Genomic DNA, 26200 nt, shown 5'->3' with positions numbered 1-26200 from the left:
CGCGGCCATGAAACTCAGCGACTTTGACTTCCACCTGCCCGAACACCTGATTGCCACGCGTCCCGTCAGCCCGCGCTCGTCAGCGCGACTGCTGCTTGCGCAGGGTGATGCTGTTCAGGACCGGCACGTGTTCGATCTGCCGGACATATTGCAGCCCGGGGACCGTCTGGTGCTGAACGACACCCGCGTCATTCCCGCTCGCCTCAGCGGTCGCCGCCACCGTGACAGCGCGCAAGGGCCGGTATCTGCCGCGATTGAGGCAACGTTGCTGGACCCGCAATCTGATGGTTGTTGGGCCGCGCTGATCAAGCCGCTTAAGAAGATCAAACCGGGCGAAGAGATCGTATTCTCCGACGATCTGAGCGCAACCCTGGACCGAGTTGCCGATGGCCAAGCCTATCTGCGCTTCAACCTGACCGGAGAGGATTTCGATCAAGCGTTGGAGCAGGCCGGCGCGATGCCGTTGCCTCCCTACATCGCAGCGAAACGTGCAGCGGATGAACAGGACAAGAACGACTACCAAACTGTGTGGGCGCGAAACTCCGGAGCCGTAGCGGCCCCAACCGCGTCCTTGCATTTTGATGATGCGCTTTTGCAGGCGCTATCGGAGCGCGGTGTCGAGTTCACGCATGTCACACTGCATGTGGGGGCAGGCACATTTCTGCCGGTCAAAGTGGAAGACGTGACCACCCACAAGATGCACGCCGAATGGGGACGGGTCAGCGCGCAGGCCGCTGCCGAGATTGCGGCGACCAAAGAAGCGGGCGGGCGCGTTATCCCGGTGGGCACAACTGCCCTTCGACTGATCGAAAGCGCAGCACGACGCGGCCGGATCGCGCCGTGGGAGGGCGAGACCGATATCTTCATATACCCAGGTTTTGAATTTCACGTCACTGATGCGCTGATGACCAACTTCCACCTGCCGAAATCCACATTGCTGATGCTGGTTTCGGCGTTGATTGGGCAGGATCGGGTCAAGTCGGTCTATGACCACGCTATCGCAGAAGAATATCGCTTTTTCTCATACGGCGACGGATCTCTGCTGATACCATAGTCGTATCTTGGCCATCTGCGCCCTTACAATGTCGTAGACAAGCGCGACGTGCTTCGTCATTGACGGCAAAGCGGACAAAACACACCGGCAATTTTGGATAGGCAGAATGCTTCAGGTTCTTTCCAGCGCTTGGGCGCTTCTTCTGGGAATGGGGTTGCTGATGGTCGGCAATGGCCTGCAGGGCACGTTGCTGGGGGTGCGTGGAGAAATCGAGGGATTCTCGACTCTAGAGATGTCCTTTGTGATGTCGGCCTATTTCCTTGGGTTCCTTGGCGGCTCGCGTCTGGCACCTGAAATGATCCGCCGCGTCGGGCACGTGCGCGTGTTTGCGGCGCTGGCCTCGTTCATCTCGGCTGTCATGATCATGTATCCGATGCTGACCGATCCAATTGCATGGTCGATTGGCCGCGTGATTATCGGGTTCTGTTTTTCGGGCGTGTATGTGACCGCGGAAAGCTGGCTGAACAATGCCGCAAACAACGAGAACCGAGGGCAGGCGCTGTCGCTTTATATGATGGTGCAGATGACAGGTGTGGTGAGTGCCCAGGCCTTGTTGCTGGTCGGTGACCCGGCAGGATATGAGACCTTTGTCATCGCTTCTATACTGGTTTCGATCTCATTTGCGCCTATTCTGCTGTCCATTTCTCCGACCCCGGCGTTCGATACCACCAAACCGATGACATTGCGCCAGCTGATGGAAACATCGCCGCTGGGCTGCGTCGGCATGTTCTTGCTTGGCGGGATATTTTCAGCGCAATTCGGGATGAGCGCCGTTTATGGCGCTCAGGTGGGGTTGAGTCTGGTCGAGATTTCGACCTTCGTAGCGGTGTTTTATATCGGCGCCGTAGTCCTGCAATATCCGTTGGGCTGGATGTCCGACAGAATGGACCGCCGTCTGCTGATCATGCTGGTGGCCACTGTTGGTGGGGTAGGCGCCGTGATAGGCATGATACTGGGCGTCACTTTCACCATGCTTCTCGTAGCTGCCTTTATCATCGGCGGCATGACAAGCCCGCTCTATTCTCTGTTGATCGCGTATACCAATGACTACTTGGAGTATGACGATATGTCGGCGGCTTCGGGCGGTCTGGTTTTTATTAACGGCTTGGGCGCAATCGCAGGTCCAATTATCACCGGTTGGCTAATGGGGGCTGGCGTGCTCGGCCCACAAGGCTTTTTCCTGTTCATCGCGGCGCTGATGTTCATCATGGCCGCCTATGCGGCCTATCGTATGACCCAGCGCGTCTACAAACCCGTGGATGAAACCGGATCGATTGCCCCGATCTACCCGACATCTTCGCCCGTTGCCCTGGAAGTTGCGCAAGAGGTCGCCATTGAAGCGGCCCAGGACGAGCAGGATACACAAGAACCCGCCTGAGCGCCGAAAATGTGACTTTTGTGTTGCAATATGTTACTGTCACAAATCTGTAAAAGTGATTTTAATGACGTTACGTCCTGGGGAGGGCAATTACGGAGTCTAGGGCAATGGTAGGTCCTGAAGAAGTATTGAGTTTTTGGTTAGATGAGGTTGGCCCCGAGGGGTGGTACCTGCAGGATGAAGCGCTGGATGCGCGGATCCGGGATAAATTTCTTTCAACATGGGAAGCCGCGTGTGAGGGTAAATTCTCGCTTTGGCTGACCTATCCTAGCGGTTCGCTGGCCTATATTATTCTTATGGATCAGTTGCCTCGCAACATGTTCCGAGGAAGCAAACAGGCCTTTGCATCGGATCGGGCAGCACTGGCTGCAGCGAAATGCGCGGTCGACAAAGGCTGGGATCTTAAGATCGACGAACCGGCGCGGCAGTTCTTTTATTTGCCGATGATGCATTCCGAAAATCTGTGCGATCAGGAGCGCTGTGTGCGCCTTATGATCGAACGGATGCCGGAAGGCGGCGAGAGCAATCTGCTTCATGCGCGCGCTCATCGTGAGGTGATCCGCAAGTTCGGTCGTTTCCCGTATCGAAACGATGCGCTGGAACGCGCGACTACTGAACACGAAGCCGCATATGTCAGTAATGGCGGATATGGTTCGACTGTGCGCGAGTTGCAGGCCGCGACCTAGGTCGCGGGCTCACAGCCTTTTAGGATCAGAAGGCGGTCGGTGACAGTGTCGGCGGATGTCGTGATGGCATAGTCGATCAAGTCTTCTGGTTTTTCGACCAGGCCCGCCAATCGGGCCTGGGTATTTTCCAGCTTCCCCTCCAGATCACCCAAACGTCGCAATGCCGCATTCAGCTGTTGGCGCGTGACCGCATCGAGTTGCGTGCCCTGACTGCTAAGGGTTGCAAGATCGCTGCGCAACGCGGCCAGTTCCCCACGAATTCCCTGCGCCTGATCTCGTAGCGGCGCCACGACCTGCAGGTTCTCAGCAAACCCGACCCGGATCTGATCGACAGACTGCGCAAGTTTCCACCCCAAAAACAGGCATAAAGCCAACAATATCAATGTCGCGTTCAAAAGAGCGAGCAGTAAATCTTTGAGCGTTTTAGCCATGGTACGCCTTTCGAAAATCGGGAAGGTCAAAAACTGGTAGTGCATATTCGTCAGTTCTAGCCTTTGCGGTAACGTGGGTATAGGCTGAATTCAGCTCCAAATACCTGATTTGACCCCGCGTCACATATGTCGCGGGCTCTGATGTTGATGCTTTGTAAAAAATAGTTTAACGGTAAACTAGTTTTTGAACTGACCTGTGCCGAGAGGGAAACATGGCTGCACAATCTTATGATCTGATCGTAATCGGGGCTGGCCCCGGTGGCTATGTAGCCGCTATTCGCGCGGCGCAACTGGGCCTGAAGACCGCTGTTGTCGAGCGCGAGCATCTGGGTGGTATCTGCCTGAACTGGGGTTGTATCCCGACAAAGGCACTACTGCGGTCATCGGAAGTGTTTCACCTGATGGAGCGTGCCAAGGATTTTGGCTTGAAAGCAGACAAGGTCGGCTACGATCTGGATGCGGTTGTGAAGCGCTCGCGCGGTGTTGCCGCGCAGTTGTCCGGCGGTATAGGTCATCTGCTGAAAAAGAACAAAGTCGCTGTTGTCATGGGCGAGGCATCGATCCCCGCCAAGGGCAAGGTCAGCGTCAAAACAGACAAAGGCACGGAAGACCTAACCGCGAAGAATATCGTTCTGGCCACCGGTGCCCGGGCGCGCGAACTGCCGGGCCTTGAAGCGGATGGCGATCTGGTCTGGACGTACAAACACGCGCTGCAACCGCCGCGGATGCCCAAGAAACTGCTGGTCATCGGCTCGGGTGCGATCGGGATCGAATTCGCCAGCTTCTATAACACGTTGGGCGCGGACACGACCGTGGTCGAGGTGATGGATCGAGTGCTGCCTGTAGAAGATGCCGAGATCAGTGCATTTGCCAAGAAAGCTTTCACCAAGCAGGGCATGACCATCATGGAAAAGGCGATGGTTAAACAATTGGACCGCGCCAAGGGCAAGGTGACTGCGCATATCGAGGTGAAAGGCAAGGTTGAGAAACACGATTTTGACACGGTGATCTCGGCCGTGGGCATCGTCGGCAATGTGGAAAACCTCGGGCTTGAAGCCTTGGGTGTGAAGATCGACCGCACGCACGTGGTCACCGATGAATACTGCCGCACTGGGGTAGACGGGCTTTACGCAATAGGTGATATCGCCGGGGCGCCCTGGCTGGCACACAAAGCCAGCCACGAAGGCGTGATGGTAGCTGAGCTGATCGCGGGCAAACACGCACATCCGGTGAAGCCTGAAAGCATCGCGGGCTGCACCTATTGCCAGCCTCAGGTCGCTTCGGTTGGATATAGCGAAGCCAAGGCCAAAGAGCTGGGTTATGACATCAAGGTCGGACGCTTCCCGTTCATCGGCAACGGCAAGGCCATCGCGCTTGGTGAGCCCGAGGGACTGATCAAGACCGTCTTCGATGCAAAGACCGGGGAATTGCTCGGAGCACACATGATCGGTGCCGAAGTCACAGAGCTTATTCAGGGCTATGTGGTCGGTCGCCAGTTGGAAACCACTGAAGAAGACCTGATGAACACCGTCTTCCCGCATCCGACGCTGTCTGAAATGATGCATGAAAGCGTGCTGGATGCCTATGGACGCGTGATCCACATGTAAGGCCAGGGGGCTCTGCCCCCGCCGCGGCAAGCCGCGACTCCCCCGAGATATTTATAGCCAGATGAAGCAGGGGATCCGTACTTCATCTGGCCGAAAATACCTCGGAGCGCGAGGCAGTGCCTCGCAAAGGATCCTCATTTATTTATTGCTTCCAATATACGGGCCCACGAGCGGATGCCTTTGTGGAAGCTTTTGACGTCGTATTTCTCGTTCGGCGAGTGGATGGCATCATCGTCATTGGCATACCCAACCAGCATCGAATCCAGCCCCAACACTGTATTGAAATATCCAACCACCGGGATTGATCCGCCCATCCCGGTGAAAACGGCCTCGCGTTTCCACTCGTCCGAAAGTGCTCCGCGGGCCGCTTCGAATTCTGGGCGGCTAAGGTTCATCACGGAAGCAGGCGAGCCTTCGAGATCACTGTCCCAGACCACTTTAGCATCCGTAGACAGGCGCTCTTCGACATGTTTGCGGATCCTTTTGCGGAGCGCGTCCGGGTCCATGTCGCCGACCAGGCGGCAGGTGATCTTGCAATGTGCCTCGGACGGGATAACGGTTTTGGAGCCCGCGCCGTTGTAACCTCCCCAAAGGCCATTCACTTCGAGCGTGGGTCGCGCCCATTGTTGTTCCAGCGTGGAATAGCCTGTTTCACCGCGCGGCTCGGTATAGCCAACCGAATTCAGGTATTCCGCTTCATCGAACCCGCAATTCTCCCATTGGCGCAACTGCTCGGCCGGGACTTCGTGTACGCCTTCGTAAAAACCTTCGACTGCGACGCGGCCGGTTTCTTCATCATAGAAGGATGCGACGATGCGCGACAGTTCCCGCAGCGGGTTCAGACCCGGCCCGCCATAGTGGCCCGAATGCAGGTCGATGCGGGGACCGATGATTGTGAATTCATCCTTGAGCATGCCGCGCAATTGCGACGCTATCGAAGGCACCCCCCGCGACACCATCGAAGTATCACAGACCAGCGCGAGATCGGCCTGAAGCTCGGATTTGTTTGCTTTAAGAAATGGCACGAGCGAGGGCGACCCGGATTCTTCCTCACCTTCGAAGAAAAACGTGATGCGGCAGGGCAGGGTGCCATGCACTGCTTTCCAGGCGCGGCAGGCCTCGACGAAGGTCATCAGTTGGCCTTTGTCGTCAGAAGCGCCGCGCCCGCGTATCACCTGTCCGTGTGGAGTGTCTTCCAAAGCCGGATCGAAAGGATCGCGTGTCCACAGCTCCAGCGGATCGACAGGTTGCACATCATAGTGTCCATAGAACAGAACATGCGGCCCACCGCTGTCCTCACCGACATGGCCAACGACCATGGGATGTCCCGGAGTTTCGCGCTTTTCGGCTGCAATACCGATACTTTTCAGATCCGCCACCAGCCAATCGGCAGCCTGGTCGACTTGGTCCTTGAAGGCCGGGTCAGTCGAGATGGAGGGAATGCGCAGAAACTCCATCAGGCGGTCGATGGAGGTGGTCAGATCGGTATCGATCCGGCTCAGTACAGCGTCAAGCGACATAGGGGTCTCCTGGGAAGGTCTTGAAATTGGGCAGAGCCTATCAGCATGGGCGGTACCGTCCAGCAGGTTTCTGTGCTGGATCTGGGGGAAAGGCCTGCGGCGTTTCCTCGCGTCTTGTGGTCGTAACTTTGCTTGTCGGTTTAGGCGTTTGGCGTTATTTGATGCAAATCAAAGTTGGGTTCGGCTGTTCGGCTGTAGGCCAGTTGGACAGATGAACGCGACGCCATACTTCCAGCCCGGCTTGTGAAGTGGCGAAAAAAGTCGCCCGGGGCTATAATAACCGGGCATCCAAGGAGGGTCCGTTGGACTATACTGCTCAGCTCGATACAGCGATTGCCAGGCTGCATGACGAAGGACGTTATCGGACCTTTATCGATATTGAACGTCGGAACGGTCATTTTCCGCATGCGGTACGGACTTGTCCCGATGGTTCGCAGCAGAACATCACCGTGTGGTGTGGCAATGATTATTTGGGCATGGGTCAGAATCCTGTTGTTTTGGAGGCCATGCACGAGGCGGTGGAGGCCGCAGGCGCAGGCTCGGGCGGGACGCGCAACATTTCAGGCACGACAGTATATCACAAACGGCTGGAAGCTGAATTGGCGGACTTGCACGGCAAAGAAGCCGCACTGCTATTCACCAGTGCCTATATCGCAAATGACGCGACACTCAGCACTCTGCCAAAATTGTTCCCCGGCCTGATTATATATTCCGATGCACTGAACCATGCGTCGATGATCGAAGGCGTGCGCCGCAACGGGGGTGCCAAACGCATCTTCCGCCACAATGACGTGGCACATCTGCGTGAGTTGCTTGAGGCTGATGACCCTGCAGCCCCCAAGCTGATCGCGTTTGAGTCGGTCTATTCGATGGATGGCGATTTCGGACCCATTGAAGAGATTTGCGATCTGGCCGATGAATTCGGTGCTTTGACCTATATTGATGAGGTTCACGCGGTTGGCATGTACGGCCCCCGCGGCGGGGGCATAACCGAGCGTGATCGGTTGGCGCATCGCATTGACATCATCAACGGAACGCTGGCCAAAGCCTACGGTGTCATGGGCGGCTACATCGCGGCGAGTGCCAAGATGTGTGACGCCATCCGGTCCTATGCGCCGGGCTTTATCTTCACTACCTCGCTGCCACCTGCGGTTGCGGCAGGGGCGGCAGCCTCGGTGGCCTATCTCAAGCGCGCGCCTGAACTGCGCGAGCAGCACCAGACCCAGGCCAGCATTCTTAAGCTGAGGCTGAAAGGACTTGGCATGCCTCTGATTGATCACGGCAGCCACATTGTGCCGGTGATCGTTGGCAACCCCGTCCACACCAAGAAGTTGAGCGATATGCTGCTGGATGACTATGGTATCTATGTGCAGCCAATCAATTTCCCGACCGTTCCGCGCGGCACCGAACGTCTGCGGTTTACGCCATCTCCGGTGCATGGACCCGACGAAATGAACCGTCTGGTGCAGGCGATGGACGAACTTTGGTCACATTGTGCGCTAAATCGCGCCGAACTTGCTGGATAACCTCACGCTAAAGTGTGCAACGAGTTTGCTGCGTGTTAAGCTTACGCTAACAAAAGAAGCGGACGAATCGTTATAGGGGCGATTCGACGTTTGCGCGTAACACGCGACAGGCAAAGATGGGGCAGCAGGAATGATTGGGCGCAGATCACAGCGCGATTCCGAAGAAGACATGGACGTCAGACCCAAGGGTTTTGATGACTATGAGGTACGGCTTGGCGATGTCATGCGCGGCGAACGTGCAACGATGGGCAAGTCGCTTCTGGATGTGCAGCGTGAACTGCGAATCAAAGCCAACTACATCGCCGCCATCGAAAATGCAGATCCCGATGCCTTTGACACACCCGGCTTCATCGCCGGGTATGTGCGTTCATATGCCCGTTATCTGGGCATGAACCCCGATGAGACTTTTGCGACCTTCTGTCAGGAAAGCGGTTTCGAGGTTGCGCATGGCATGTCGGCCGAGGCGTCGGTGGTCAAAAAAGCGCAAGGTGGTTTGCCTTCACGCGGGCCGATGGGGCGTGATCCGTTTGTCTCGCCCAGTACGCCTTATATTCCGGGCCGCGAATCCGTAGTCAGCCAGATTGAACCGCGTGCTATTGGATCGACGCTGGTGCTGTTGGCCGTCATTGGCGGCATCGGTTATGGGGGCTGGTCGGTTCTGAACCGCATTCAGCAGGTGCAGGTCAGCCCGGTTGAGCAGGCCCCCGTCGTGCTTACAGACCTTGACCCGCTGGATGCCGCACAGGCCCGGCCCGAGGGAACCGAGCTGGCCAGCGCCGAGGTGCCAAGCTCTGAAGCGCTGGATCGTCTGTATCGTCCGCAGGCACTTGATGTGCCGGTGCTGGTGGCGCGGGATGCGCCGATTTCCACCCTTGATCCGCGCAATGTCGGAACGTTCCGCGCGCCCGAACCTCCGCAGATCAAGGTGACCGAAGTTCATACGGTTGAACGCCCGGCCTTGCCTCAAGTGGTTGAAAAGCTGGATACGACGCTGAAGATCGTGGCCGTGAACCCCGCTTGGATGCGTGTCACGGCAGCCGATGGCAGCGTGATTTTCGAAGGAACTCTGGGTACCGTTGAGCAGGGCAGCACGTTTGAAGTGCCGCTCACCGAGGAACCCCCGCAACTGCGAGCAGGAGCCGCGGGGTCGGTCTATTTCTCGATGAATGGCGAACATTTTGGTCCTGTGGGCGCGCCGGGTACGGTGGCCAAAGGTGTTGTTCTGTCAAAAGATGCCGTTGCAGAAACCTTCGCAGTTGCCGATCTTGAGGCCGATCAGAACAGCGCACTCAAGCAACTGGTGGCCGAGTTGCAGACCGAGGCGGCAGAAGCGCCCACCGAGTGATCTTGGCATTGCTCCCCAAGGGATGGCGAACTATCTAAGGGTCAATTCAGGCTGATCCGGATCGATCCTCATGTCGCTCAATCACGTGCGCCCTTGGCGCAATATCTATCGCCGCAAATCCCGTCAGATCATGGTTGGCAATGTGCCCGTCGGAGGTGACGCACCGATTGCCGTGCAGACCATGACCAACACGCTGACCACCGATGTGGCTGCGACCGTGGCACAGGTGCAGGCGGCAGCAGAGGCGGGGGCGGATATCGTGCGGGTCTCGGTCCCGGATGAGGCCTCGTCAAAAGCGCTGAAAGAGATCGTGCGCGAAAGCCCTGTTCCTATCGTGGCTGATATTCATTTCCACTACCGTCGCGGAATCGAATCCGCCGAGGCCGGTGCGGCCTGTCTGCGGATCAATCCGGGCAATATCGGCGATGAAAAACGGGTGAAAGAAGTCATCAAAGCCGCGCGAGACCACAATTGCTCGATCCGGATCGGGGTGAACGCAGGGAGCCTGGAAAAGCACCTGCTTGAGAAATACGGCGAGCCGTGCCCCGAAGCGATGGTCGAGAGCGGGTTGGAGCATATCCGTATTCTCGAAGACAACGACTTTCACAATTTCAAGATCAGTGTGAAAGCCAGCGACGTATTCCTGTCAGCCGCGGCTTATCAGGGCATTGCCGAGGCGACGGATGCGCCCATCCATCTGGGCATCACCGAGGCCGGAGGGCTGGTCAGCGGCACCATCAAATCGGCCATCGGTCTGGGCAATCTGCTGTGGATGGGCATTGGCGACACGATCCGCGTCAGCCTGTCTGCTGATCCGGTGGAAGAGGTCAAGGTCGGCTATGAGATCCTGAAATCTCTGGGCCTGCGCCATCGCGGCGTGAACATCATCTCATGCCCCTCCTGCGCGCGACAGGGTTTTGACGTAATCAAAACGGTTGAGGCGTTGGAGCATCGCTTGGAACACATCAAGACACCCATGAGCCTGTCGATCATCGGCTGTGTCGTGAACGGTCCGGGTGAGGCGCTGATGACCGATGTCGGTTTCACCGGTGGCGGGGCAGGCTCGGGCATGGTCTATCTGGCAGGCAAAGCCAGCCACAAGATGTCAAACGACCAGATGATTGATCACATCGTTGAAGAGGTCGAAAAGAAGGCAGCAGAGCTGGATGCGGCAGCTGAAGCTGCTGAGTAACAAGGCCTATGCAACAGGCATTTGCTGTGTTGCGCAGTGAATGCCGCCGCCCAGCTCGCCCAATACGTCGACATTCAATGCAATGATCTCGCGCCCGGGGTAGTGACGAGCTAGGGCCATCTGTGCAATCTCATCGGTTTCGCGGTCTCCGAACTGGGCCATCACGATGCCGCCATTACAAACATAGTAATTCGCATAAGACGCCACGAATTCGGGATCGTTAACTCGGCGCCTATTGGGTTCAGGGATCACCTCAACCTGCAATCCTTCGGCGATGAGACGGTCATGAGTATCAAGGGCCGCGACATGAAATGGATCATCCATATCCGGCTCGTCTGGCAGGTTGATCAAAACGCGCCCAGGGCCGGTGAAGCGCGCCAGACTGTCGATGTGGTAATCGGTGATATCCTCGCCCCAGACCCCATCAGACCAGACCATGCGGTCAGCCCCATAGGCTGCCAGTAATCGGGATTCAATTTCGTTGCGTGACAGGTCTGGATTGCGGTTCTCATTCACCCACGAGCTTTCATGGGCCATGATCAACCCATGCCCGTCTTGTTCTACACCACCGGCCTCGCCCCTCAAGCCGGACGGAAGCAGGGGTAGGCCGAGGTGATCGGCAACCTTACTGGCGATTTGCGCATCGTGTTTGTGCACCTGTTTCCGGCCCCAGCCGTTGAACTGGATATGACTGACCGCAATCCCGCCTCGATTGTCGATCACGAAGATTGGACCTGCGTCGCGGCACCACAAATCTTCGGTTGGAACATCCCAGAGCTCGACTGATGAGGAAAGTTTTTGACGCGCATCCGCATGGTGCTTTGCCGCCGCAAGCATTGTCACGGGTTCAAAGGCGGAAATGGCGTTCGCGATTTCCGCGATGGTTTGTTGCACCATATCCAGAAAGATCTGGTTACGGTAAACTTTGCGGCTGACCGGCCATTGCATAAATGTGCGTTCGTGGGGCGCTTCTTCCGCCGGTACAAAGAAGTTTGAGGTGCGCTGAGCGAGGGTTTGCTTAGACAGGCCCATAAAGCTCAGCGCGCCTCCAGTGAGTAAGAGGTTCCGTCGATCCATGCTGGAAACCTACAGTGATGACTTAACCCTGTTCTGCCCGAACTCCATTTGCGATCTGGAGCATTTGGTCTGCGGGCAGGTACCCGCGCATCATTTCGGTGCCCAGAACAAAGGACGGTGTGCCTGAAATCCGCAGCTTTTGCGCCAGATCGCGGGTTTTTGCGATTTCTTCGGTGACCACATCGCTGTTCATTGCCGCGATGATCGCGTCGCTGTCCAGACCCAGCCCATCTGAAATCCGGCGCAGGGTCACCTCGGAGGGCTCGCCGCTGAATTCCAGCAGAGCGTCATGGACCTGCTTATAGGCATCGTCTCCGGCTACCTGTTTTGTTGCGATGGCAAAGCGGGATGACGCTACAGAGGCATCGCCCAGGATCGGCAATTCCTTAATCACAAGACGGATATTGCCGTCCTCGGCCAGCAGGGTGGCCACTTCGGGCACGGCGCGCCGGCAGTAACCGCAACGGTAGTCCATGAACTCGACCAGAGTAATATCGCCGTCCGGATTGCCACCGACCCAGCTGTAACCGTCATTAAAAAGCTCGTCAGCGTTGGCCGCGACGAGCTCCTTGTCAGCCTGAGCCTCGGCAACGGCATTGCGTTCCTCAAGGATGTTGATCGCCTCGAGGATCACTTCGGGGTTTTCCAGAAGGTATTCGCGCACTTGTGCGCCAAACTCGGCCTTCTCGGCGTCGCTCATCGCGTTCAATTCCAGCGCCTGCGCAGGACCAGTGATCAGGGAAAGACCCAATAGGGCCGGTGCAGCATGTCTCAGGATCATTTCCGTTTCCTCTTTTTCTTCTTCTTTGCGCGCTCCGAGGCAATCAACACATCCTGTGCCCTTTGCCAACCCGGAGAGCCTTCGGGGAGCTGTGCAACAGCCCGTTTAGCATGTATGCCCGCATCATCAAGTCGGCCCTGCAGCGCATAGCGTTCTGCAGTCACCGCAGACGCCATTCCGTTGTTGCCCACCTGCGAATAGGCAGAACCCAGATCCTGCATCAGCCGGGCATTGCGATAGTCGCGTGCGCGCGCCTTTTCAAGCACTTGCAGGGCTTTCTTCGTCTTGCCATCCGCCAGCAAAGCACGTCCGTAACCGGCGAGGATCAGGGCATTGTTGGGCGCCATATCAACGGCTGCACCGTAGGCATCCACAGCTTCGCGCACGCGCCGGTTCTCCAATAGAATCTGGCCCTTCAATTCATAAAAAAACGGATCGTCAGGGCGAATCTCCAGCGCACCATCGATTGCGGCGCGGGCACGGGCGAGATCGCGATTTTGATGATGGGCCGATGCCTCGCGCATCAGGCGTATGTCACGATCTTTTTCTTCGCCCGCGCGACGCATGGTCCAGGCCGGGGATCGAAGAAAGGCTGACAACTTACCTTTGATCCGCGCGAACCAGTAATCGGCGTTTGCGTTTTGCTTTGCCTTGTCGCCGAATTCGTTCAGAAAGGCCTCGGCGGCGCGCAAACGTTCGCGGCTGGTGGGGTGCGAGCGCATGTAAGGGTCTTGATTGACCGGGTTCAACAGCTCTTGCCCCGCGAACTTGCGGTGCAGGTTGACCATCCCGCGCGGAGATATTCCGGCCCAACGTAAATAGCTGGCAGCACTTCGGTCGGCCGAGGCTTCTTCGGCCCGCGTATGGCCCAGAAAGCTGCGCAGCGCCGAGGCTTGCGTGCCCGCCGCAATGCCCGCCGCGGCTTCTCCACCACCTGCGGCTGCGGCTGCAAGCGCCAAAAGGGTCCCAAGCTGCGCGTTGCGTTGTGCCGCGCGCAGGTTCTCCGAGCGTCTGGCCAGGTGACCGTTGGCGATATGCGCGGCCTCGTGTGCGATTACCGCTTGCAGCATCTCGGGCGTCTCGACGCTCAGGATCAGGCCGTAGTTGATGTAGATGGTGTTGTAGTCGATCACGAAGGCATTGAACGTCCCATCATTGACGATCAACACCCGTACGCGCTTGGTGTTCAGGCCAGCGGCGCGCAGGATCGGAAAGGCAAGCTCTTGCAGCCCGTGTTCAATGTCAGGGTCGCGGATCAGGCTCTGCGCGCTGGCCTGCATGGCGCTGACCACCCATGTCACCGCGAGCAGCAACACGGCCGGGATTGACGCCAGCCGGGATAAGCGTTCAAAAGCCATGGCTGCAACATGGGAGATGGCCATGAGAAACTCAACCCGTTCCGGGGTCGATCCCTTCATCGTGATGGACGTGATGGAGGCCGCGCGCAAGGCGGAAGAGGTCGGACGGCATGTCGTTCACATGGAAGTAGGTCAACCGGGGACCGGCGCACCCAAAGGGGCAACCGAAGCATTGGCGAAGGCCATGGAACAAGGGCCGCTTGGGTATACGGTGGCTTTGGGTTTGCCCGCTATTCGTCAGCGGATCGCGCAGATGTATGGCGAATGGTATGGCGTTGATCTCAATCCAGAACGGGTGGTCATCACACCGGGATCATCGGGCGGGTTTTTGCTCGCCTTTACCGCTCTGTTCGACAGCGGTGATCGGGTGGGGATTGGTGCCCCGGGATATCCCTCATATAGGCAAATCCTGAAAGCATTGGGTTTGGTGCCGGTAGACTTGCCGACAGCACCGGAAAACCGGCTGCAGCCGGTGCCCACCGATTTCACGGGGCTTGATTTGCAGGGATTGATGGTTGCCTCGCCTGCCAACCCGACTGGGACAATGCTGGATCATGCGGCGATGCAGGCGCTGATCGATGCGGCGCACGCGCAGGGTGCATCGTTCATCAGTGACGAGATTTATCACGGGCTGGAATACGAGGCCAAAGCCGTCACTGCGCTGGAGCTGACGGATGAGTGCTATGTGATCAACTCATTCTCCAAATATTTCTCGATGACCGGTTGGCGCGTTGGCTGGATGGTTGTGCCCGAAGATCAGGTGCGCGTGGTCGAGCGGATTGCCCAGAACATGTTCATCTGCGCGCCTCACGCCAGTCAGGTGGCCGCATTGGCAGCTATGGATTGTAACGACGAATTGCAGGCCAATCTGGATGTATACCGCCGCAATCGTCTGTTGATGCTGGACGGGTTGCCCAAGGCCGGTTTTACCAATATCGCACCGCCGGATGGGGCGTTTTATGTTTACGCGGATGTCTCAGACTTGACCGATGACAGCCGGGCATTTGCAGCCGAGATTCTCGACAAAGCCGGAGTTGCCGTGACGCCGGGGCTGGATTTCGACCCGGTGCGCGGGCACACGACGCTGCGATTTTCCTATGCGCGATCGAGCGACGACATTCAGGAGGGGTTGGACCGGCTGCAACGTTTTATGGCCGAGCGAGGCGCGATCCCGCGAACGGCCTAAAGCGTTCACAAAGGCGGCGTCATGCGATAGGCTCTGCCTCAAACGATCTCGGGATAACTTGAGGCCATGAGCAGGATTTTCTACGCAATCGCCCTGATATGGGCGCTGACTGGTGCTGCTGTCGCGCAGGACTTTAGCGCGCTTGCACGCGTCCTTCCGGACCAGAGCAGCATCGTCGATGATGGCAATACCGGCGTAAGGGTCGAACTTGGGCTGACTCAAGGCGTGCCATACCGCGTGTTCACGCTGCGCGATCCATACCGCGTGGTGCTGGATTTCCAAGAGGTCGATTGGTCTGGCCTGAACCGCGAGACCTTTCTGCAAACTAGCCGGATCAGCGGTGTTCAATTCGGCGCATACGTGCCCGGTTGGTCGCGTCTGGTGTTGGAGCTGGGCGCTCCGCTGGCGGTGCAAACAGCTGATCTGCGGGTTGATCAGGCGACGGGCACTGCTCAACTATCGCTGCACCTGAAAGGCACTGATTTTGACAGTTTTGCAGCCAGCGCAGGTGCCCCCCGTCAGCCCGGCTGGGATTTGCCGGAACCCGCAGTGACACCGGCACTGCCGCGGCGCGACGGTGTGCGGGCGGTTCGGGTCATGCTGGATCCCGGGCATGGCGGCATTGATCCCGGGGCAGAATTCGCTGATACCAATGAGAAAACACTGATGCTGACCTTCGCGCGAGAGCTGCGAGAGGCGCTGCTGCGTACCGGCGGTTTCGAAGTGGTGATGACGCGTGTTGACGATCAATTCGTCTCGCTCGAACGCCGTATCTCGCTGGCACATCAGGCCGGGGCCGACGTGTTTATCTCACTGCATGCGGATTCGCTTTCCGAAGGGCTGGCGCATGGGTCGGTCGTCTACACTCTTTCAGAGGAAGCTTCAGACGTTGCCAGTCAAAAGCTGGCCGAACGGCATGACCGGAGTGATTTGATCGCAGGTATTGATCTCAGCGGTGCAGACGATCAGGTCGCTGATGTGTTGCTGGATCTGGCTCGGCAAGAGACTGTGCCACGCAGTAGCGCACTGGCGCGCTCGCTGGTGGATGGAATGACGCAGCAGGGAGGCCCGATGAATCGTCGTCCGCTACGTTCTTCGTCGTTTTCGGTGTTGAAGGCAGCCGATATCCCATCGGTTCTGGTTGAGTTGGGTTTTTTGTCCAGCCCGCGCGATTTCAAGAACATCTCTGATCCAAACTGGCGCGCATCCATGGCGCATGGGCTTGTGCAGGGGCTTGAGAACTGGCGTCGGGACGATCTGGTGAAGCGATCTCTGATCGGACAATGACGCAGCGGCGCAAAACAGCCATTGTAGCCTTTCGTGTTTTGACCCTGCGCGGGGGCGACACTATATAGGCGTCATCGCGAGTAAAAGGCAGTAACGTGATCCGGTTCATTCTTTCGTTTTTCGGGGCGATTTTCAGCCTTGTGACCTTGGGTATTTTTATGGCCGCGCTGGTCGTTGGCGCGGTGTTCTGGATGTATGGCCGAGACCTGCCCAGTCATGAATCATTGGCACAATACAAACCACCGACTATCAGCCGGATTTACTCGGGTGAGGGCCAGCTGATCGACGAATTTGCGCAGGAGCGCCGCCTGTTTACGCCGTCCGAGGAAATTCCCGATCTGGTAAAACAGGCCTTTATCTCGGCGGAAGATAAAAACTTCTATACTCATCAGGGTTATGACCCGCGTGGGATCATTGCTGCCGGGGTCGAGGCAGTGCGCACTAAAGGCGAAACCGTTCGTGGTGCGTCAACCATCACGCAGCAGGTGATGAAGAACTTCCTTTTGTCCGGTGATCGCCGGGCCGAGCGCAAGATCAAGGAAATTATCCTCGCCACCCGGCTTGAGGATACCTTGGACAAGGAACAGATCCTCGAGCTGTATATGAACGAGATCTTTTTGGGCCAGAACTCTTATGGTGTGACCGCTGCTGCGCAGACCTATTTCAACAAAACTCTGCAGGAACTGGCCCCGCATGAAGCCGCGATGCTGGCGGCGATGCCCAAGGCACCATCGGACTACCATCCTGTGCGGCAGAAAGAACGTTTGCTGAACCGCCGCAACTATGTGCTGCGCGAGATGCAGCAGAACGGCTATATCGATCAGGCCACCTATGAGACCGAAGTCGAGATGCCTTTGCGTTCGGTTCAGAACGGGGATTTTGAAAGCTTCCGCACTGCACTGCCGCCGCGTGACTATTTCACCGACGAAATCCGTCGCCAGTTGAGCGAGGATTTTGGCGAGGGTGAGTTCTTCACTGGCGGTTTCACCGTACGCGCCTCGGTGGATGAGGAAATGCAGGTCGAAGCGGCGAAAGCCCTGCGCACGGCGCTGCAGAAATACGACCGCTCTCGCGGGCGGTGGCGCGGCACAGGCGAGGTCATCGCTGAGGAGAAGCTGGCGGATGAAGCACAGTGGCGCGAGGCGCTGGCGATCATGGAAATCCCCCGCGACGTGGTGCTGCCGACGCAGTGGTATCCTGCCGTTGTTCTGAACGTGGCCGACCAATCCCTGACCGTCGGGATCGAAGATGGCCCAGCAGATGGCACCGTCCCGCGCGAAGACATCAAATGGATGCAGGGCAACTTCCAGGACAATTTCAAACGCGGCGATGTCATTCTGGTAATGGCTGGCGAAGAGGGGCAGTGGTCTGCCCGTCAGGTGCCAGAAGTGCAGGGCGGCTTTGTCGCGATGGACGTAAATTCGGGCCGTGTTCTGGCGATGCAGGGTGGGTTCTCGTATCAGGACACCGTGTTCAACCGCGCCACTCAGGCGCAGCGCCAGCCCGGGTCCAGCTTCAAGCCATTCGTTTATGCCGCTGCTCTGGATAGCGGATACAGCCCCGCGACGATCGTTGTGGATGCGCCGATCGAGGTGAATACACCGCAGGGCCTGTGGCGTCCCAAAAACTCGACGAACAAGTTTTACGGTCCAACGCCCTTGCGTACCGGGATCGAACAGTCGCGGAACCTGATGACCATCCGTCTGGCGCAAGAAGTCACAATGCCCGTGGTCGCAGGTTATGCCGAGCGGTTTGGCGTTTATGACCGGATGGGTGCGTTCCTTGCGAACTCGCTAGGGTCTGAAGAGACTACGCTGTACAAAATGGTCGCTGCCTATGCGATGTTCGCCAATGGTGGCGAGCGGGTTGAACCCACACTGGTTGACCGTATTCAGGACCGGTTCGGCAAGACCATCTATCGCCATGACGATCGCCAGTGCGTCGATTGTAACTCTAGCTGGCTTGAGCCTGATGAGTCGCCCACGATCCTCACCGATCGCAGCCAGGTCATGGATGCCATCACCGCCTACCAGTTGACGTCGATGATGAAGGGCGTGGTTGATCGCGGCACTGCATCACGTGTTGTGAACCTGCCCGTGCCCACAGCGGGCAAGACCGGCACCACGAACGAATCCAAGGATGCGTGGTTCATCGGTTTCACCTCAAATATCGTGGCCGGTTGCTACATCGGTTATGACCGCCCGCGCCCTATGGGCCGAGGAGCCTACGGCGGCACCTTGTGCGGTCCTGTGTTCCAAAGCTTTATGGAAAAAGCAGTCGAGAAATACGGCGGTGGCCCGTTCGAGGTGCCTCCGGGTGGCCATTTCATCAAGATTGACCGTTTCAGCGGCGCGCGCCTGCCAGAAGACGCGAGTGGAGAATATGTGGTCGCCGAGTATTTCCGTGATGGCGTGGATGGTTTTATCGATCGCGTCTATGACGGTGGCTTCGCGATGGGATCTGACCTGCCGTTGTTTGAAGAGGCAAGTTCGGGCCGTCAGGTGACCACCTCAACCGGGGATACGATCACCGTTGGCCCCAATGCCAGCCAGGGCGATCTGCAGGGCGGCGGGCTTTACTGATCCGCCCAAGTTTCCCGGCTCAGTCGTCTTGTGGTACCTCGCACCACTTGCTATCACGCACACCTGATTGAGCAAGTTGGGACCTGACCATGCGCGCCGAAACCCAGAATATTGTGGCGGAAATCGAAAAGTCGCTGGAGCTGCTGGCGCAGCGCATGGACTATGAAACAGCGCCGCACCGGTTGGAGGAATTCAACGCGCGTGTTGAAGATCCGAACCTGTGGGACAATCCCGAGAACGCGCAGAAATTGATGCGCGAACGGCAGTTGCTGGTCGATGCCATCGAGACCTACGAATCCATCAAGACCGATCTCAGCGACAATATCGAGCTGATCGAACTGGGCGAGATGGAAGAGGACGAAGAGGTCGTAACCGACGCCGAAGAAGCGATCAAAAAGCTGCAGACCAAGGCCGCAAAGAAAGAGCTTGAGGCGCTGCTTGATGGCGAAGCGGACGGCAATGATACCTTCCTTGAGATCAACTCGGGCGCAGGCGGTACGGAAAGCTGCGACTGGGCCTCGATGCTGGCGCGGATGTATGTCCGCTGGGCCGAGAAAAAAGGCTATACGGTCGAACTGCAATCCGAGACAGCGGGGGAAGAGGCGGGGATCAAGTCCGCCGCCTACAAGATCACTGGCCACAACGCCTATGGCTGGCTTAAATCGGAAAGTGGCGTGCACCGTTTGGTGCGTATCTCTCCGTTCGACTCGGCGGCCAAGCGGCATACCTCGTTCAGTTCGGTCTGGGTTTATCCTGTGGTGGACGACAATATCGAGATCGAGGTGAACCCATCGGATATCCGCGTTGATACCTACCGGTCCTCGGGCGCGGGTGGTCAGCACGTGAACACGACGGACTCGGCGGTTCGGATTACGCATATTCCGACCGGAATCGTAGTCACCAGTTCCGAGAAATCGCAGCACCAGAACCGCGATATTGCCATGAAAGCGCTGAAATCACGGCTGTACCAGCAAGAGCTGGATCGCAGAAACGCCGAGATCAACGCCGCCCACGAAGCCAAGGGTGATGCGGGCTGGGGCAACCAGATCCGGTCTTACGTGCTGCAGCCCTATCAGATGGTCAAAGACTTGCGGACCAATCATGAAACATCCGACACCAAAGGTGTGCTGGATGGCGATCTGGATGGTTTCATGGCGGCGACACTGGCCCTGAATGTCTCGGGCAAAAGCCGGTCCGAGGCGCAGGGCGAAGGCTAATTGCGGCAGTCCTTGACCTCGGCTGTGAACCTGATCAAGGGCCACTGGCAATTGATCGCAATTGTCGCGTTGGTGTTTGTGTTCTGGAACACGATGCTGGTGCTTCCGTTGAAAATCCTGGTTGTGTTCCTGCATGAGCTTTCACATGCCGGTGCCATTATCCTGACCGGTGGTTCGGTTGAAAGTTTCTCGGTCTCTCCACAACAAGGTGGTCTGGTTATTGGCCGAGGAGGCAATCGGTTTGTCAGTCTGTCAGCGGGATATCTTGGGTCCTTGATGCTTGGGATGGGCCTGCTGATGATCGCCCTGCGCACCAATGCCGATCGGGCTGCGCTTGGTCTCTTTGGGGGAGTCATGCTGATTATTGCGCTCCTGTATATCCGGGAACCGTTTGCCATGGCGTTCAGCGCGGGCTGTGGAGCGGTGATGCTGGCCACCGCGTGGTTCCTGAACCGCAACCTGTGTGATCTGATTCTACGGGTCATCGGGCTGACCAGCATGATCTACGTTCCGTTTGACATTTTCGATGACACGATCCGACGCGCGGGATTGCGATCAGATGCATACATGCTGGCTGAAGAATTCGGCGGAACCACCATGATGTGGGGCGGGTTGTGGCTGGTGCTTAGTCTGGTGATGATCGTCTTTGGTCTGAACAATGTGCTGGGCCGCGACAGCAATGTGCGGATCGACCTCAGGATCAGATGATGCGCGCTCTTGCGCCGCTCTTCTTCGCGAAATTCTAAAAAGATACATTTAAACAGTAGCTTTAAATGGTCCGAGCACGTCGCTAGGCTGATGACGAGCAGCCAAAGGACCAACCCGCATGGATTTGACCAGAGCATCCGCGACGGACATTCTTGACGCCTTGTCCCGCCGACAGCTTTCAGCTGCAGAACTGATGCGCGCGACGCTGGATCGGATCGCCCAGGTGAACGGTGCGGTAAACGCGATTGTCGCGCTGCGGGATGAAGACGCTTTGATGGCCGAGGCGCGGGCGGCGGATGCCGCGTCACCTCGCGGCGCGCTGCACGGGTTGCCGATAGCGGTGAAAGATCTGGTAAATGTGGCAGGGATCACTTCGACGCAGGGTTCGCCATTGTTCAAGGATCATGTGCCGCAAACTGACGATCTGCTGGCCGCCCGGCTAAGGGCTGCTGGGGCAATTCTGATCGGTAAGACCAACACGCCGGAATTCGGACTGGGTTCGCACACGTTCAATCCTGTCTTTGGTGCAACACGCAACCCTTATGATCCCACGAAAACCTGTGGAGGTTCGTCGGGCGGTGCAGCAGTGGCGTTGGCGACTGGAATGCTGGCGCTGGCAGACGGCTCGGACATGATGGGCAGCCTGCGCAACCCGGCCGCATGGAACAACGTATACGGGTTCAGGCCAAGTTGGGGGCGCGTTCCGTCTGAGCCAGTGGGGGACGGTTATCTGCATCAGCTTTCAACTCTGGGGCCTATGGCGCGCAGCCCTGAAGACATCGGGCTATTGCTTGACGTCATATCCGGCCCCGATCCAAGGATGCCATTGAGCACAGAGGTCGAGCGCGTGTCGCCCGTTCAAGCGGCTGATCTGACAGGGATGCGCATAGGCTGGTTGGGCGACTGGGGCGGGGCGTTTCCGTGCGAAGAGGGTATCCTCGCGCTATGCCGCGATGCGTTGCACGTTTTCGAAGAACGCGGTGCACGGGTTGAGGCGCTTGCACCACCGTTTGACGCGGACCTGATCTGGGACAGTTGGATTACTCTGCGCTCCTGGTCAGTGGCCGCAGGGTTGGAGCCTTTGGCCAAGAAGAAATCATCACTCAAAGATACCGCGCAATGGGAGTTGGAGCGCGGCCTGGCGCTCAGCGCGATGGATGTGCACCGGGCCAGTGTGAACCGGTCTGACTGGCACAAGCGGGCGGTGGAGCTTTTCGAAGACTATGACGCCTTGGTGTTGCCCGCAGCGCAGGTCTGGCCGTTCGAGCTTGAAACGCCGTACCCAACCGAAATCAAGGGGCAGGGGATGGATACCTACCATCGCTGGATGCAGGTCGTGACACCCGTCAGCCTTTTGGGGTTGCCCTGTCTGGGTGCGCCTGTCGGTTTTGGAGCACAAGGGCTGCCGATGGGAATGCAGCTGTTCGGTCCGCGTGGTGCAGATGCGCGGATCTTGTCGATTGGGGCGGCATATCATTCTGCAACGCTTTGGCCTCAGAAACGACCCGCCATGTAGAACAACCGCCCGGGAGGAGAAAACAAGAATGGACAAACCCTTTGGTGTGCCGACGCTGAAACCCGTTGATACCGCGATGCTGAAAGAAGCGTTACGCCGAGCTTGGCAGGATTATCGCCGCGCGCCGCTTTTCGGACTTCTGTTCGCAGGCTTCTACGTGCTGGCCGGGTGGCTGATGGCGTGGGTCACGCTGCAGACGGGAACGTCGTTCTGGCTGGTTTTGGCCGCGATCGGCTTTCCCCTGATCGGGCCGTTTGCTGCCGTGGGATTATATGAGGTCTCGCACCGGTTGGAACAGGGCGAGCCGTTGAATCCCGGTGCGATCTTCGGCGTGGTCATACAGCAAAGCCGAAGGCAACTGCCGTCGATCTGCGCCATTATCGTGGTGATCTTTCTGTTCTGGTTCTTTCTGGGCCACATGATCTTTGCCCTGTTCATGGGGCTGTCGACGATGACCAACATTTCAACATCATTTGAGGTATTCCTGACCCCGAATGGGCTGAGCATGTTGGTATTGGGCACACTGGTCGGGGCCGTATTTGCAATCATTCTGTACATGATCACCGTGCTGTCGATCCCTATGCTGCTGGATCGTGAGCTGGATTTTGTGACCGCGATGATCACCAGCTTTGCCTATGTCAAAGCGAACATGGGTGTGATGCTGGCGTGGGGGGCCTTCATCGCGATCATCACTTTTTTGGCGATGATCCCTTGGTTCCTGGGCCTGTTTATCGTCCTGCCTTTGCTGGGGCATGCCAGCTGGCATCTTTATCGCTTGATCTTGGACAACGATCCGTCCGGGGCTGCTCAGCCGACACCCTCTTAAATCTGTCCGTTTAAGTCAGGCCCTGATGAATTGTGCGCCTTTCGGGCCGATTGCAGTGCTGCGGACAAATTATGCCCAAGGTGATGCAGCGTAAGCCGTCTTACATCGGATCCACTGCCACCGGCCAACCGATACACATAACCCGACCATTCCTGAGGTGCCCATTCAGGCGGAAGGTTCAGAACCATCATTCTGCAATCCTGTGCGCCGGGCCGGGACATCAATGCGCAGACTTGTCCGCCGATGTGAGAAACGATGCCCTGAACCTCACGCATCGGCGCGGAGCATTTCGGCATATGCGACAAGGGTTCATAGCTGCGCAGCAAGGTGCAATGCCGAATGCGGCGCATAAACAGTAGCCGGTGAAGTGTTGGTTCGCGTCGGTTTGGTGAGGCCTCAGCGGCGTGATAAAATCCGGTCGCCATAGTTTTTTCTGACCCGGTGACGAGAAATCGATCGATGATTTCTGATGCGGGATGAGCGGCGACCGGTTCTATTTCATCCAAAGGTTTCAGCAGGATACGCGCGTCGATATCGAAGAATCGACACATCCGGTCCAGCACATCCGGCCTGGGAAAACTTTCACCCGACAGATAGCGATTAAACTGAGTTCGATTGATACCCAATTGGCGGCAAAGCTCTGAAACCGACCGATAACTGTTTGCGAGCTGCCTGAGGTTGGCTCCGAACATGCTGCGCAATTCTGCGGGGCTGCGATTGATGTCGGTCACTTCTGTCCCAGATTTCCGTTTGTATCTTCAGCAAAAACAGGTTTGCGGCGGCACAGCGGCCGCGCAGTATTCAGAAATCGTAAAGTTGACCCCAACGGGCGCTGCAAAGCGCCTCGCTACGCGTCACAGGCTAGTCTGATGATAAGCAAAATCAATAGGCTTTCAGCCTATTTGCATGATCTTTTTCATGCTGTTGCTCATATTTGATGAACGCATTAAGCCTTTTTGAGGTTAGCAGGGCACAATGGCCAAGCAGGCCGCCGCCCCGAGAATGAATTCAGTCCCGGGGCGGAAATGGGGCTTAGTCACCGCGCAACAGGGCTGCAACTCCGGTACGGGCGATTTCAATCAAGCCAAGAGGGCGCATCAGATCGGCAAAGGCATCGATCTTGTCCGGTGCACCGGTGATCTCGAAGATGAACGAATTCAGCGTACTATCGACGACATTGGCCCGGAATATGTCGGCCAGTCGCAGGGCTTCGACCCGTTTGTCGCCTTCACCGACAACCTTTATGATCGCCAGCTCGCGCTCGACCGAAGCACCTTCGACGGTCAGATCATGCACGTCACGGACCGACACGATGCGTCCAAGCTGCGCCTTGATCTGCTCAATCACTTGCGGGGTGCCGGTGGTGACGATGGTAATTCGGCTGAGATGCCCGGTATGGTCAACCTCGGCAACCGTTAGACTTTCAATATTATAGCCACGACCCGAGAACAGACCAATTACGCGGGCCAGAACCCCCGGTTCGTTTTCAACCAGCACCGCGATCGTGTGTTGTTCCTGCACGTCCGAGAATGTTGGGCGTAGGTTATATGCAGAATGGCGGGTGGAGCCTTTGACGATGTTTAGCGGAGTCATTGATAGACCTCATCTTGGACATAAGTTTCTTCGGGCTTTCGTAGCGCAGAGATCAGCGCTTGGAGGCAAACTACGCAAGCCAGTATTAGGATCGGGGCAAACACGAGGCGCAAAGACAATATCTCGGTCATCTTGAAAAGCACCATATGTGTTGCTGGTCCGATACCGATCCACATTGCGGCGGCCAGTACCAGACGCCATGGAGAAGTTGTCAGGACGCCAGCTCGAAGCAGGAACAATGCAACGATTGCAAGCAGCCCAGATTCATAGAACCAGAAGTACGGTGTAGACATGGAAATACCCAGAAAGAGCACCGCTACCCGCAAGTCAAAACCTACCCTTGGGCTGCGCCATGCAACGAAGACTGCAATTCCAGACAACACTGTCAAAGTCCATTGCATCGCAAGCGCGAGCGTTTCTGGCACACCGATGCTGGCCAGCAAGGAATAAGGGCTAAGCATGACCGTATTCAGGTGGATTGAGCTTCGTATCTCTTCAAAGTGAACGCCCATCATGTTGCGCATTTCGGTCCAATATTCGACGCCAACGACCAGAGTGGCCAGAACGGACAAGACCACCGTCGTGACCGTTGCTGATATGATCGTCTTCCACGCACCGCTTGCCAAAAGCGCAAGCGGTATGAGCAGGCCAAGTTGGGGTTTAAGCGTCAGCAATCCAATAAAGAACCCTGCCAGTACGAAGCGGTCGTTCTTTAGCGCCGCTAGTGCGGCCAGAAGGCCTGCTGCCCAAAGGGTTGTGGTCTGCCCCATATACAAGTTTGGCAACATGGCGGGGGAGAGTGCAAAAGCAAACCAAACCGGTACGATTCCGCAGGAAAATGGCCGCACAGCAAGAAACATCGCGACAATTGAAATCGCTGTGAAAATCGCCCAAGCCGGAGAAAACGACAATGCCCCGAGTGGTTGGAGTGCGACAAGGAATGAGGGAGGATAAGACCAAGGCATCCAATCGTCTTCCTTGGACGCTTCGTGTATTTCCGACAATCTGTCGATATCAAATGCCGCAAGCGGTTCGCCTAAATGCGCGAGGTGACCTGCAGCCCAGAACACCTTGAAATCAACGGATAACGCCATTTTTCCTTGATCAACAACGGCATACCAGCCTGTGCCGACCCAGAACAATATCAACGCTAGAACGAAGAGTGGAACCATGAGCCCCGCTTGCCAACCGCGACGGCCGGTGAATATCGACAAATTCTCTTCCGGGCTCGAAGCTCTGGCTGAGAACTGACTGCTGAGATCACGCATGATCTAACCCTTTTTCATGTCACGTGCGGCGACCTTAGCTCCGGCATTTGACCTAGATGTGG

The 26200-nt window shown here is 57.2% G+C and carries 22 protein-coding genes; 14 read left to right on the top strand and 8 right to left on the bottom strand.

Annotation, left to right across the window (positions count from 1 at the left end; translation table 11 throughout):
* Window positions 1-7 precede the first annotated feature (7 nt).
* The 3 genes from queA to ACR0CZ_RS12815 all read left to right on the top strand — a co-directional run bounded on the left by queA (window position 8) and on the right by ACR0CZ_RS12815 (window position 3118).
* The gene (queA, locus tag ACR0CZ_RS12825) at window positions 8-1054 is read left to right on the top strand and encodes a tRNA preQ1(34) S-adenosylmethionine ribosyltransferase-isomerase QueA (RefSeq protein ID WP_170396537.1); all 1047 of its coding nucleotides are present in this window, start codon (window positions 8-10) and stop codon (window positions 1052-1054) included.
* Window positions 1055-1160: 106 nt separating this feature from the next.
* Window positions 1161-2432 carry an MFS transporter gene (locus ACR0CZ_RS12820; RefSeq protein WP_170396539.1) on the top strand — a complete coding sequence of 424 codons (1272 nt, stop codon included), beginning with the start codon at window positions 1161-1163 and terminating at the stop codon, window positions 2430-2432.
* A gap of 107 nt (window positions 2433-2539) precedes the next feature.
* Window positions 2540-3118: a DUF924 family protein gene (locus tag ACR0CZ_RS12815; protein WP_170396541.1), complete on the top strand. Its 579-nt coding sequence runs from the start codon at window positions 2540-2542 to the stop codon at window positions 3116-3118.
* Here the strand turns inward: ACR0CZ_RS12815 and ACR0CZ_RS12810 are convergent.
* Window positions 3115-3549, bottom strand: a complete 435-nt coding sequence (locus ACR0CZ_RS12810; protein WP_170396542.1) for a hypothetical protein — start codon at window positions 3547-3549, stop codon at window positions 3115-3117. The genes ACR0CZ_RS12815 and ACR0CZ_RS12810 overlap by 4 nt on opposite strands.
* A 212-nt stretch (window positions 3550-3761) precedes the next feature.
* On the opposite strand from ACR0CZ_RS12810, the gene lpdA reads away from it, so the two are divergent.
* Window positions 3762-5156, top strand: coding sequence for a dihydrolipoyl dehydrogenase (lpdA, locus tag ACR0CZ_RS12805; RefSeq protein ID WP_170396544.1), 1395 nt, complete (start codon window positions 3762-3764; stop codon window positions 5154-5156).
* Window positions 5157-5290: 134 nt separating this feature from the next.
* Here the strand turns inward: lpdA and ACR0CZ_RS12800 are convergent, their stop codons facing one another.
* Window positions 5291-6676, bottom strand: a complete 1386-nt coding sequence (locus tag ACR0CZ_RS12800; protein ID WP_170466404.1) for a dipeptidase — start codon at window positions 6674-6676, stop codon at window positions 5291-5293.
* 302 nt (window positions 6677-6978) lie between these two features.
* On the opposite strand from ACR0CZ_RS12800, the gene hemA reads away from it, so the two are divergent.
* The 3 genes from hemA (at window position 6979) to ispG (ending at window position 10739) form a co-directional block, all read left to right on the top strand.
* Entirely contained in the window at window positions 6979-8202 is a 1224-nt protein-coding gene (hemA, locus tag ACR0CZ_RS12795) for a 5-aminolevulinate synthase (protein ID WP_170396548.1), read from the top strand.
* 130 nt (window positions 8203-8332) lie between these two features.
* Window positions 8333-9547, top strand: coding sequence for a helix-turn-helix domain-containing protein (locus ACR0CZ_RS12790; protein ID WP_170396550.1), 1215 nt, complete (start codon window positions 8333-8335; stop codon window positions 9545-9547).
* 70 nt (window positions 9548-9617) lie between these two features.
* Window positions 9618-10739 carry a flavodoxin-dependent (E)-4-hydroxy-3-methylbut-2-enyl-diphosphate synthase gene (ispG, locus tag ACR0CZ_RS12785; RefSeq protein WP_170396552.1) on the top strand — a complete coding sequence of 374 codons (1122 nt, stop codon included), beginning with the start codon at window positions 9618-9620 and terminating at the stop codon, window positions 10737-10739.
* A gap of 6 nt (window positions 10740-10745) precedes the next feature.
* On the opposite strand, the gene ACR0CZ_RS12780 is transcribed toward ispG, so the two are convergent.
* From ACR0CZ_RS12780 to ACR0CZ_RS12770, 3 genes are read right to left on the bottom strand one after another with little or no spacing between them, the layout of a single operon-like run.
* Window positions 10746-11816 (bottom strand): agmatine deiminase family protein, encoded by a 1071-nt coding sequence (locus tag ACR0CZ_RS12780; protein WP_480536923.1) that lies wholly within the window; start codon window positions 11814-11816, stop codon window positions 10746-10748.
* 22 nt (window positions 11817-11838) lie between these two features.
* Window positions 11839-12597 (bottom strand): DsbA family protein, encoded by a 759-nt coding sequence (locus ACR0CZ_RS12775; protein WP_480536924.1) that lies wholly within the window; start codon window positions 12595-12597, stop codon window positions 11839-11841.
* Window positions 12594-13979 carry a M48 family metalloprotease gene (locus tag ACR0CZ_RS12770; RefSeq protein ID WP_480536925.1) on the bottom strand — a complete coding sequence of 462 codons (1386 nt, stop codon included), beginning with the start codon at window positions 13977-13979 and terminating at the stop codon, window positions 12594-12596. The genes ACR0CZ_RS12775 and ACR0CZ_RS12770 overlap by 4 nt, the downstream gene beginning before the upstream one ends.
* On the opposite strand from ACR0CZ_RS12770, the gene ACR0CZ_RS12765 reads away from it, so the two are divergent.
* The 7 genes from ACR0CZ_RS12765 (at window position 13978) to ACR0CZ_RS12735 (ending at window position 23277) form a co-directional block, all read left to right on the top strand.
* Window positions 13978-15141, top strand: coding sequence for an aminotransferase class I/II-fold pyridoxal phosphate-dependent enzyme (locus tag ACR0CZ_RS12765; RefSeq protein WP_170396560.1), 1164 nt, complete (start codon window positions 13978-13980; stop codon window positions 15139-15141). The genes ACR0CZ_RS12770 and ACR0CZ_RS12765 overlap by 2 nt on opposite strands.
* 66 nt (window positions 15142-15207) lie before the next feature.
* A complete protein-coding gene (locus ACR0CZ_RS12760; RefSeq protein ID WP_170396562.1) occupies window positions 15208-16428 on the top strand; it encodes an N-acetylmuramoyl-L-alanine amidase in 1221 nt (406 codons plus the stop codon).
* Between the two features lie 95 nt (window positions 16429-16523).
* Window positions 16524-19010 (top strand): PBP1A family penicillin-binding protein, encoded by a 2487-nt coding sequence (locus tag ACR0CZ_RS12755; protein WP_170396564.1) that lies wholly within the window; start codon window positions 16524-16526, stop codon window positions 19008-19010.
* Between the two features lie 89 nt (window positions 19011-19099).
* A complete protein-coding gene (gene prfB / locus ACR0CZ_RS12750; protein ID WP_170396566.1) occupies window positions 19100-20227 on the top strand; it encodes a peptide chain release factor 2 in 1128 nt (375 codons plus the stop codon).
* Entirely contained in the window at window positions 20228-20935 is a 708-nt protein-coding gene (locus ACR0CZ_RS12745) for a M50 family metallopeptidase (protein WP_480536926.1), read from the top strand.
* 118 nt (window positions 20936-21053) lie between these two features.
* A complete protein-coding gene (locus ACR0CZ_RS12740) occupies window positions 21054-22451 on the top strand; it encodes an amidase (protein ID WP_170396568.1) in 1398 nt (465 codons plus the stop codon).
* 28 nt (window positions 22452-22479) lie between these two features.
* Window positions 22480-23277: a DUF2189 domain-containing protein gene (locus ACR0CZ_RS12735; RefSeq protein WP_170396570.1), complete on the top strand. Its 798-nt coding sequence runs from the start codon at window positions 22480-22482 to the stop codon at window positions 23275-23277.
* On the opposite strand, the gene ACR0CZ_RS12730 is transcribed toward ACR0CZ_RS12735, so the two are convergent.
* The 3 genes from ACR0CZ_RS12730 to ACR0CZ_RS12720 all read right to left on the bottom strand — a co-directional run bounded on the left by ACR0CZ_RS12730 (window position 23274) and on the right by ACR0CZ_RS12720 (window position 26138).
* A complete protein-coding gene (locus tag ACR0CZ_RS12730; protein ID WP_170396965.1) occupies window positions 23274-23969 on the bottom strand; it encodes a helix-turn-helix domain-containing protein in 696 nt (231 codons plus the stop codon). The genes ACR0CZ_RS12735 and ACR0CZ_RS12730 overlap by 4 nt on opposite strands.
* A 340-nt stretch (window positions 23970-24309) precedes the next feature.
* Window positions 24310-24870: an acetolactate synthase small subunit gene (gene ilvN / locus ACR0CZ_RS12725; protein WP_170396580.1), complete on the bottom strand. Its 561-nt coding sequence runs from the start codon at window positions 24868-24870 to the stop codon at window positions 24310-24312.
* Window positions 24867-26138: a glycosyltransferase family 87 protein gene (locus ACR0CZ_RS12720; RefSeq protein WP_170396582.1), complete on the bottom strand. Its 1272-nt coding sequence runs from the start codon at window positions 26136-26138 to the stop codon at window positions 24867-24869. The genes ilvN and ACR0CZ_RS12720 overlap by 4 nt, the downstream gene beginning before the upstream one ends.
* Window positions 26139-26200 lie beyond the last annotated feature (62 nt).

The sequence above is a fragment of the Ruegeria sp. H9 genome, assembly GCF_056532915.1.
Note: the sequence above shows the minus strand (reverse complement) of the source record. Positions and strands in the feature narration are given on the sequence as shown.

What these genes read in the sequence shown, in the direction of transcription:
- queA (WP_170396537.1), top strand. Translation starts at nt 8, where the DNA reads ATGAAACTCAGCGACTTTGACTTCCACCTGCCCGAACACCTGATTGCC.
- ACR0CZ_RS12820 (WP_170396539.1), top strand. Translation starts at nt 1,161, where the DNA reads ATGCTTCAGGTTCTTTCCAGCGCTTGGGCGCTTCTTCTGGGAATGGGG.
- ACR0CZ_RS12815 (WP_170396541.1), top strand. Translation starts at nt 2,540, where the DNA reads ATGGTAGGTCCTGAAGAAGTATTGAGTTTTTGGTTAGATGAGGTTGGC.
- ACR0CZ_RS12810 (WP_170396542.1), bottom strand. Translation starts at nt 3,549, where the DNA reads ATGGCTAAAACGCTCAAAGATTTACTGCTCGCTCTTTTGAACGCGACA.
- lpdA (WP_170396544.1), top strand. Translation starts at nt 3,762, where the DNA reads ATGGCTGCACAATCTTATGATCTGATCGTAATCGGGGCTGGCCCCGGT.
- ACR0CZ_RS12800 (WP_170466404.1), bottom strand. Translation starts at nt 6,676, where the DNA reads ATGTCGCTTGACGCTGTACTGAGCCGGATCGATACCGATCTGACCACC.
- ACR0CZ_RS12790 (WP_170396550.1), top strand. Translation starts at nt 8,333, where the DNA reads ATGATTGGGCGCAGATCACAGCGCGATTCCGAAGAAGACATGGACGTC.
- ispG (WP_170396552.1), top strand. Translation starts at nt 9,618, where the DNA reads ATGTCGCTCAATCACGTGCGCCCTTGGCGCAATATCTATCGCCGCAAA.
- ACR0CZ_RS12780 (WP_480536923.1), bottom strand. Translation starts at nt 11,816, where the DNA reads ATGGATCGACGGAACCTCTTACTCACTGGAGGCGCGCTGAGCTTTATG.
- ACR0CZ_RS12775 (WP_480536924.1), bottom strand. Translation starts at nt 12,597, where the DNA reads ATGATCCTGAGACATGCTGCACCGGCCCTATTGGGTCTTTCCCTGATC.
- ACR0CZ_RS12765 (WP_170396560.1), top strand. Translation starts at nt 13,978, where the DNA reads ATGAGAAACTCAACCCGTTCCGGGGTCGATCCCTTCATCGTGATGGAC.
- ACR0CZ_RS12770 (WP_480536925.1), bottom strand. Translation starts at nt 13,979, where the DNA reads ATGGCCATCTCCCATGTTGCAGCCATGGCTTTTGAACGCTTATCCCGG.
- ACR0CZ_RS12760 (WP_170396562.1), top strand. Translation starts at nt 15,208, where the DNA reads ATGAGCAGGATTTTCTACGCAATCGCCCTGATATGGGCGCTGACTGGT.
- prfB (WP_170396566.1), top strand. Translation starts at nt 19,100, where the DNA reads ATGCGCGCCGAAACCCAGAATATTGTGGCGGAAATCGAAAAGTCGCTG.
- ACR0CZ_RS12740 (WP_170396568.1), top strand. Translation starts at nt 21,054, where the DNA reads ATGGATTTGACCAGAGCATCCGCGACGGACATTCTTGACGCCTTGTCC.
- ACR0CZ_RS12735 (WP_170396570.1), top strand. Translation starts at nt 22,480, where the DNA reads ATGGACAAACCCTTTGGTGTGCCGACGCTGAAACCCGTTGATACCGCG.
- ACR0CZ_RS12730 (WP_170396965.1), bottom strand. Translation starts at nt 23,969, where the DNA reads ATGTTCGGAGCCAACCTCAGGCAGCTCGCAAACAGTTATCGGTCGGTT.
- ilvN (WP_170396580.1), bottom strand. Translation starts at nt 24,870, where the DNA reads ATGACTCCGCTAAACATCGTCAAAGGCTCCACCCGCCATTCTGCATAT.
- ACR0CZ_RS12720 (WP_170396582.1), bottom strand. Translation starts at nt 26,138, where the DNA reads ATGCGTGATCTCAGCAGTCAGTTCTCAGCCAGAGCTTCGAGCCCGGAA.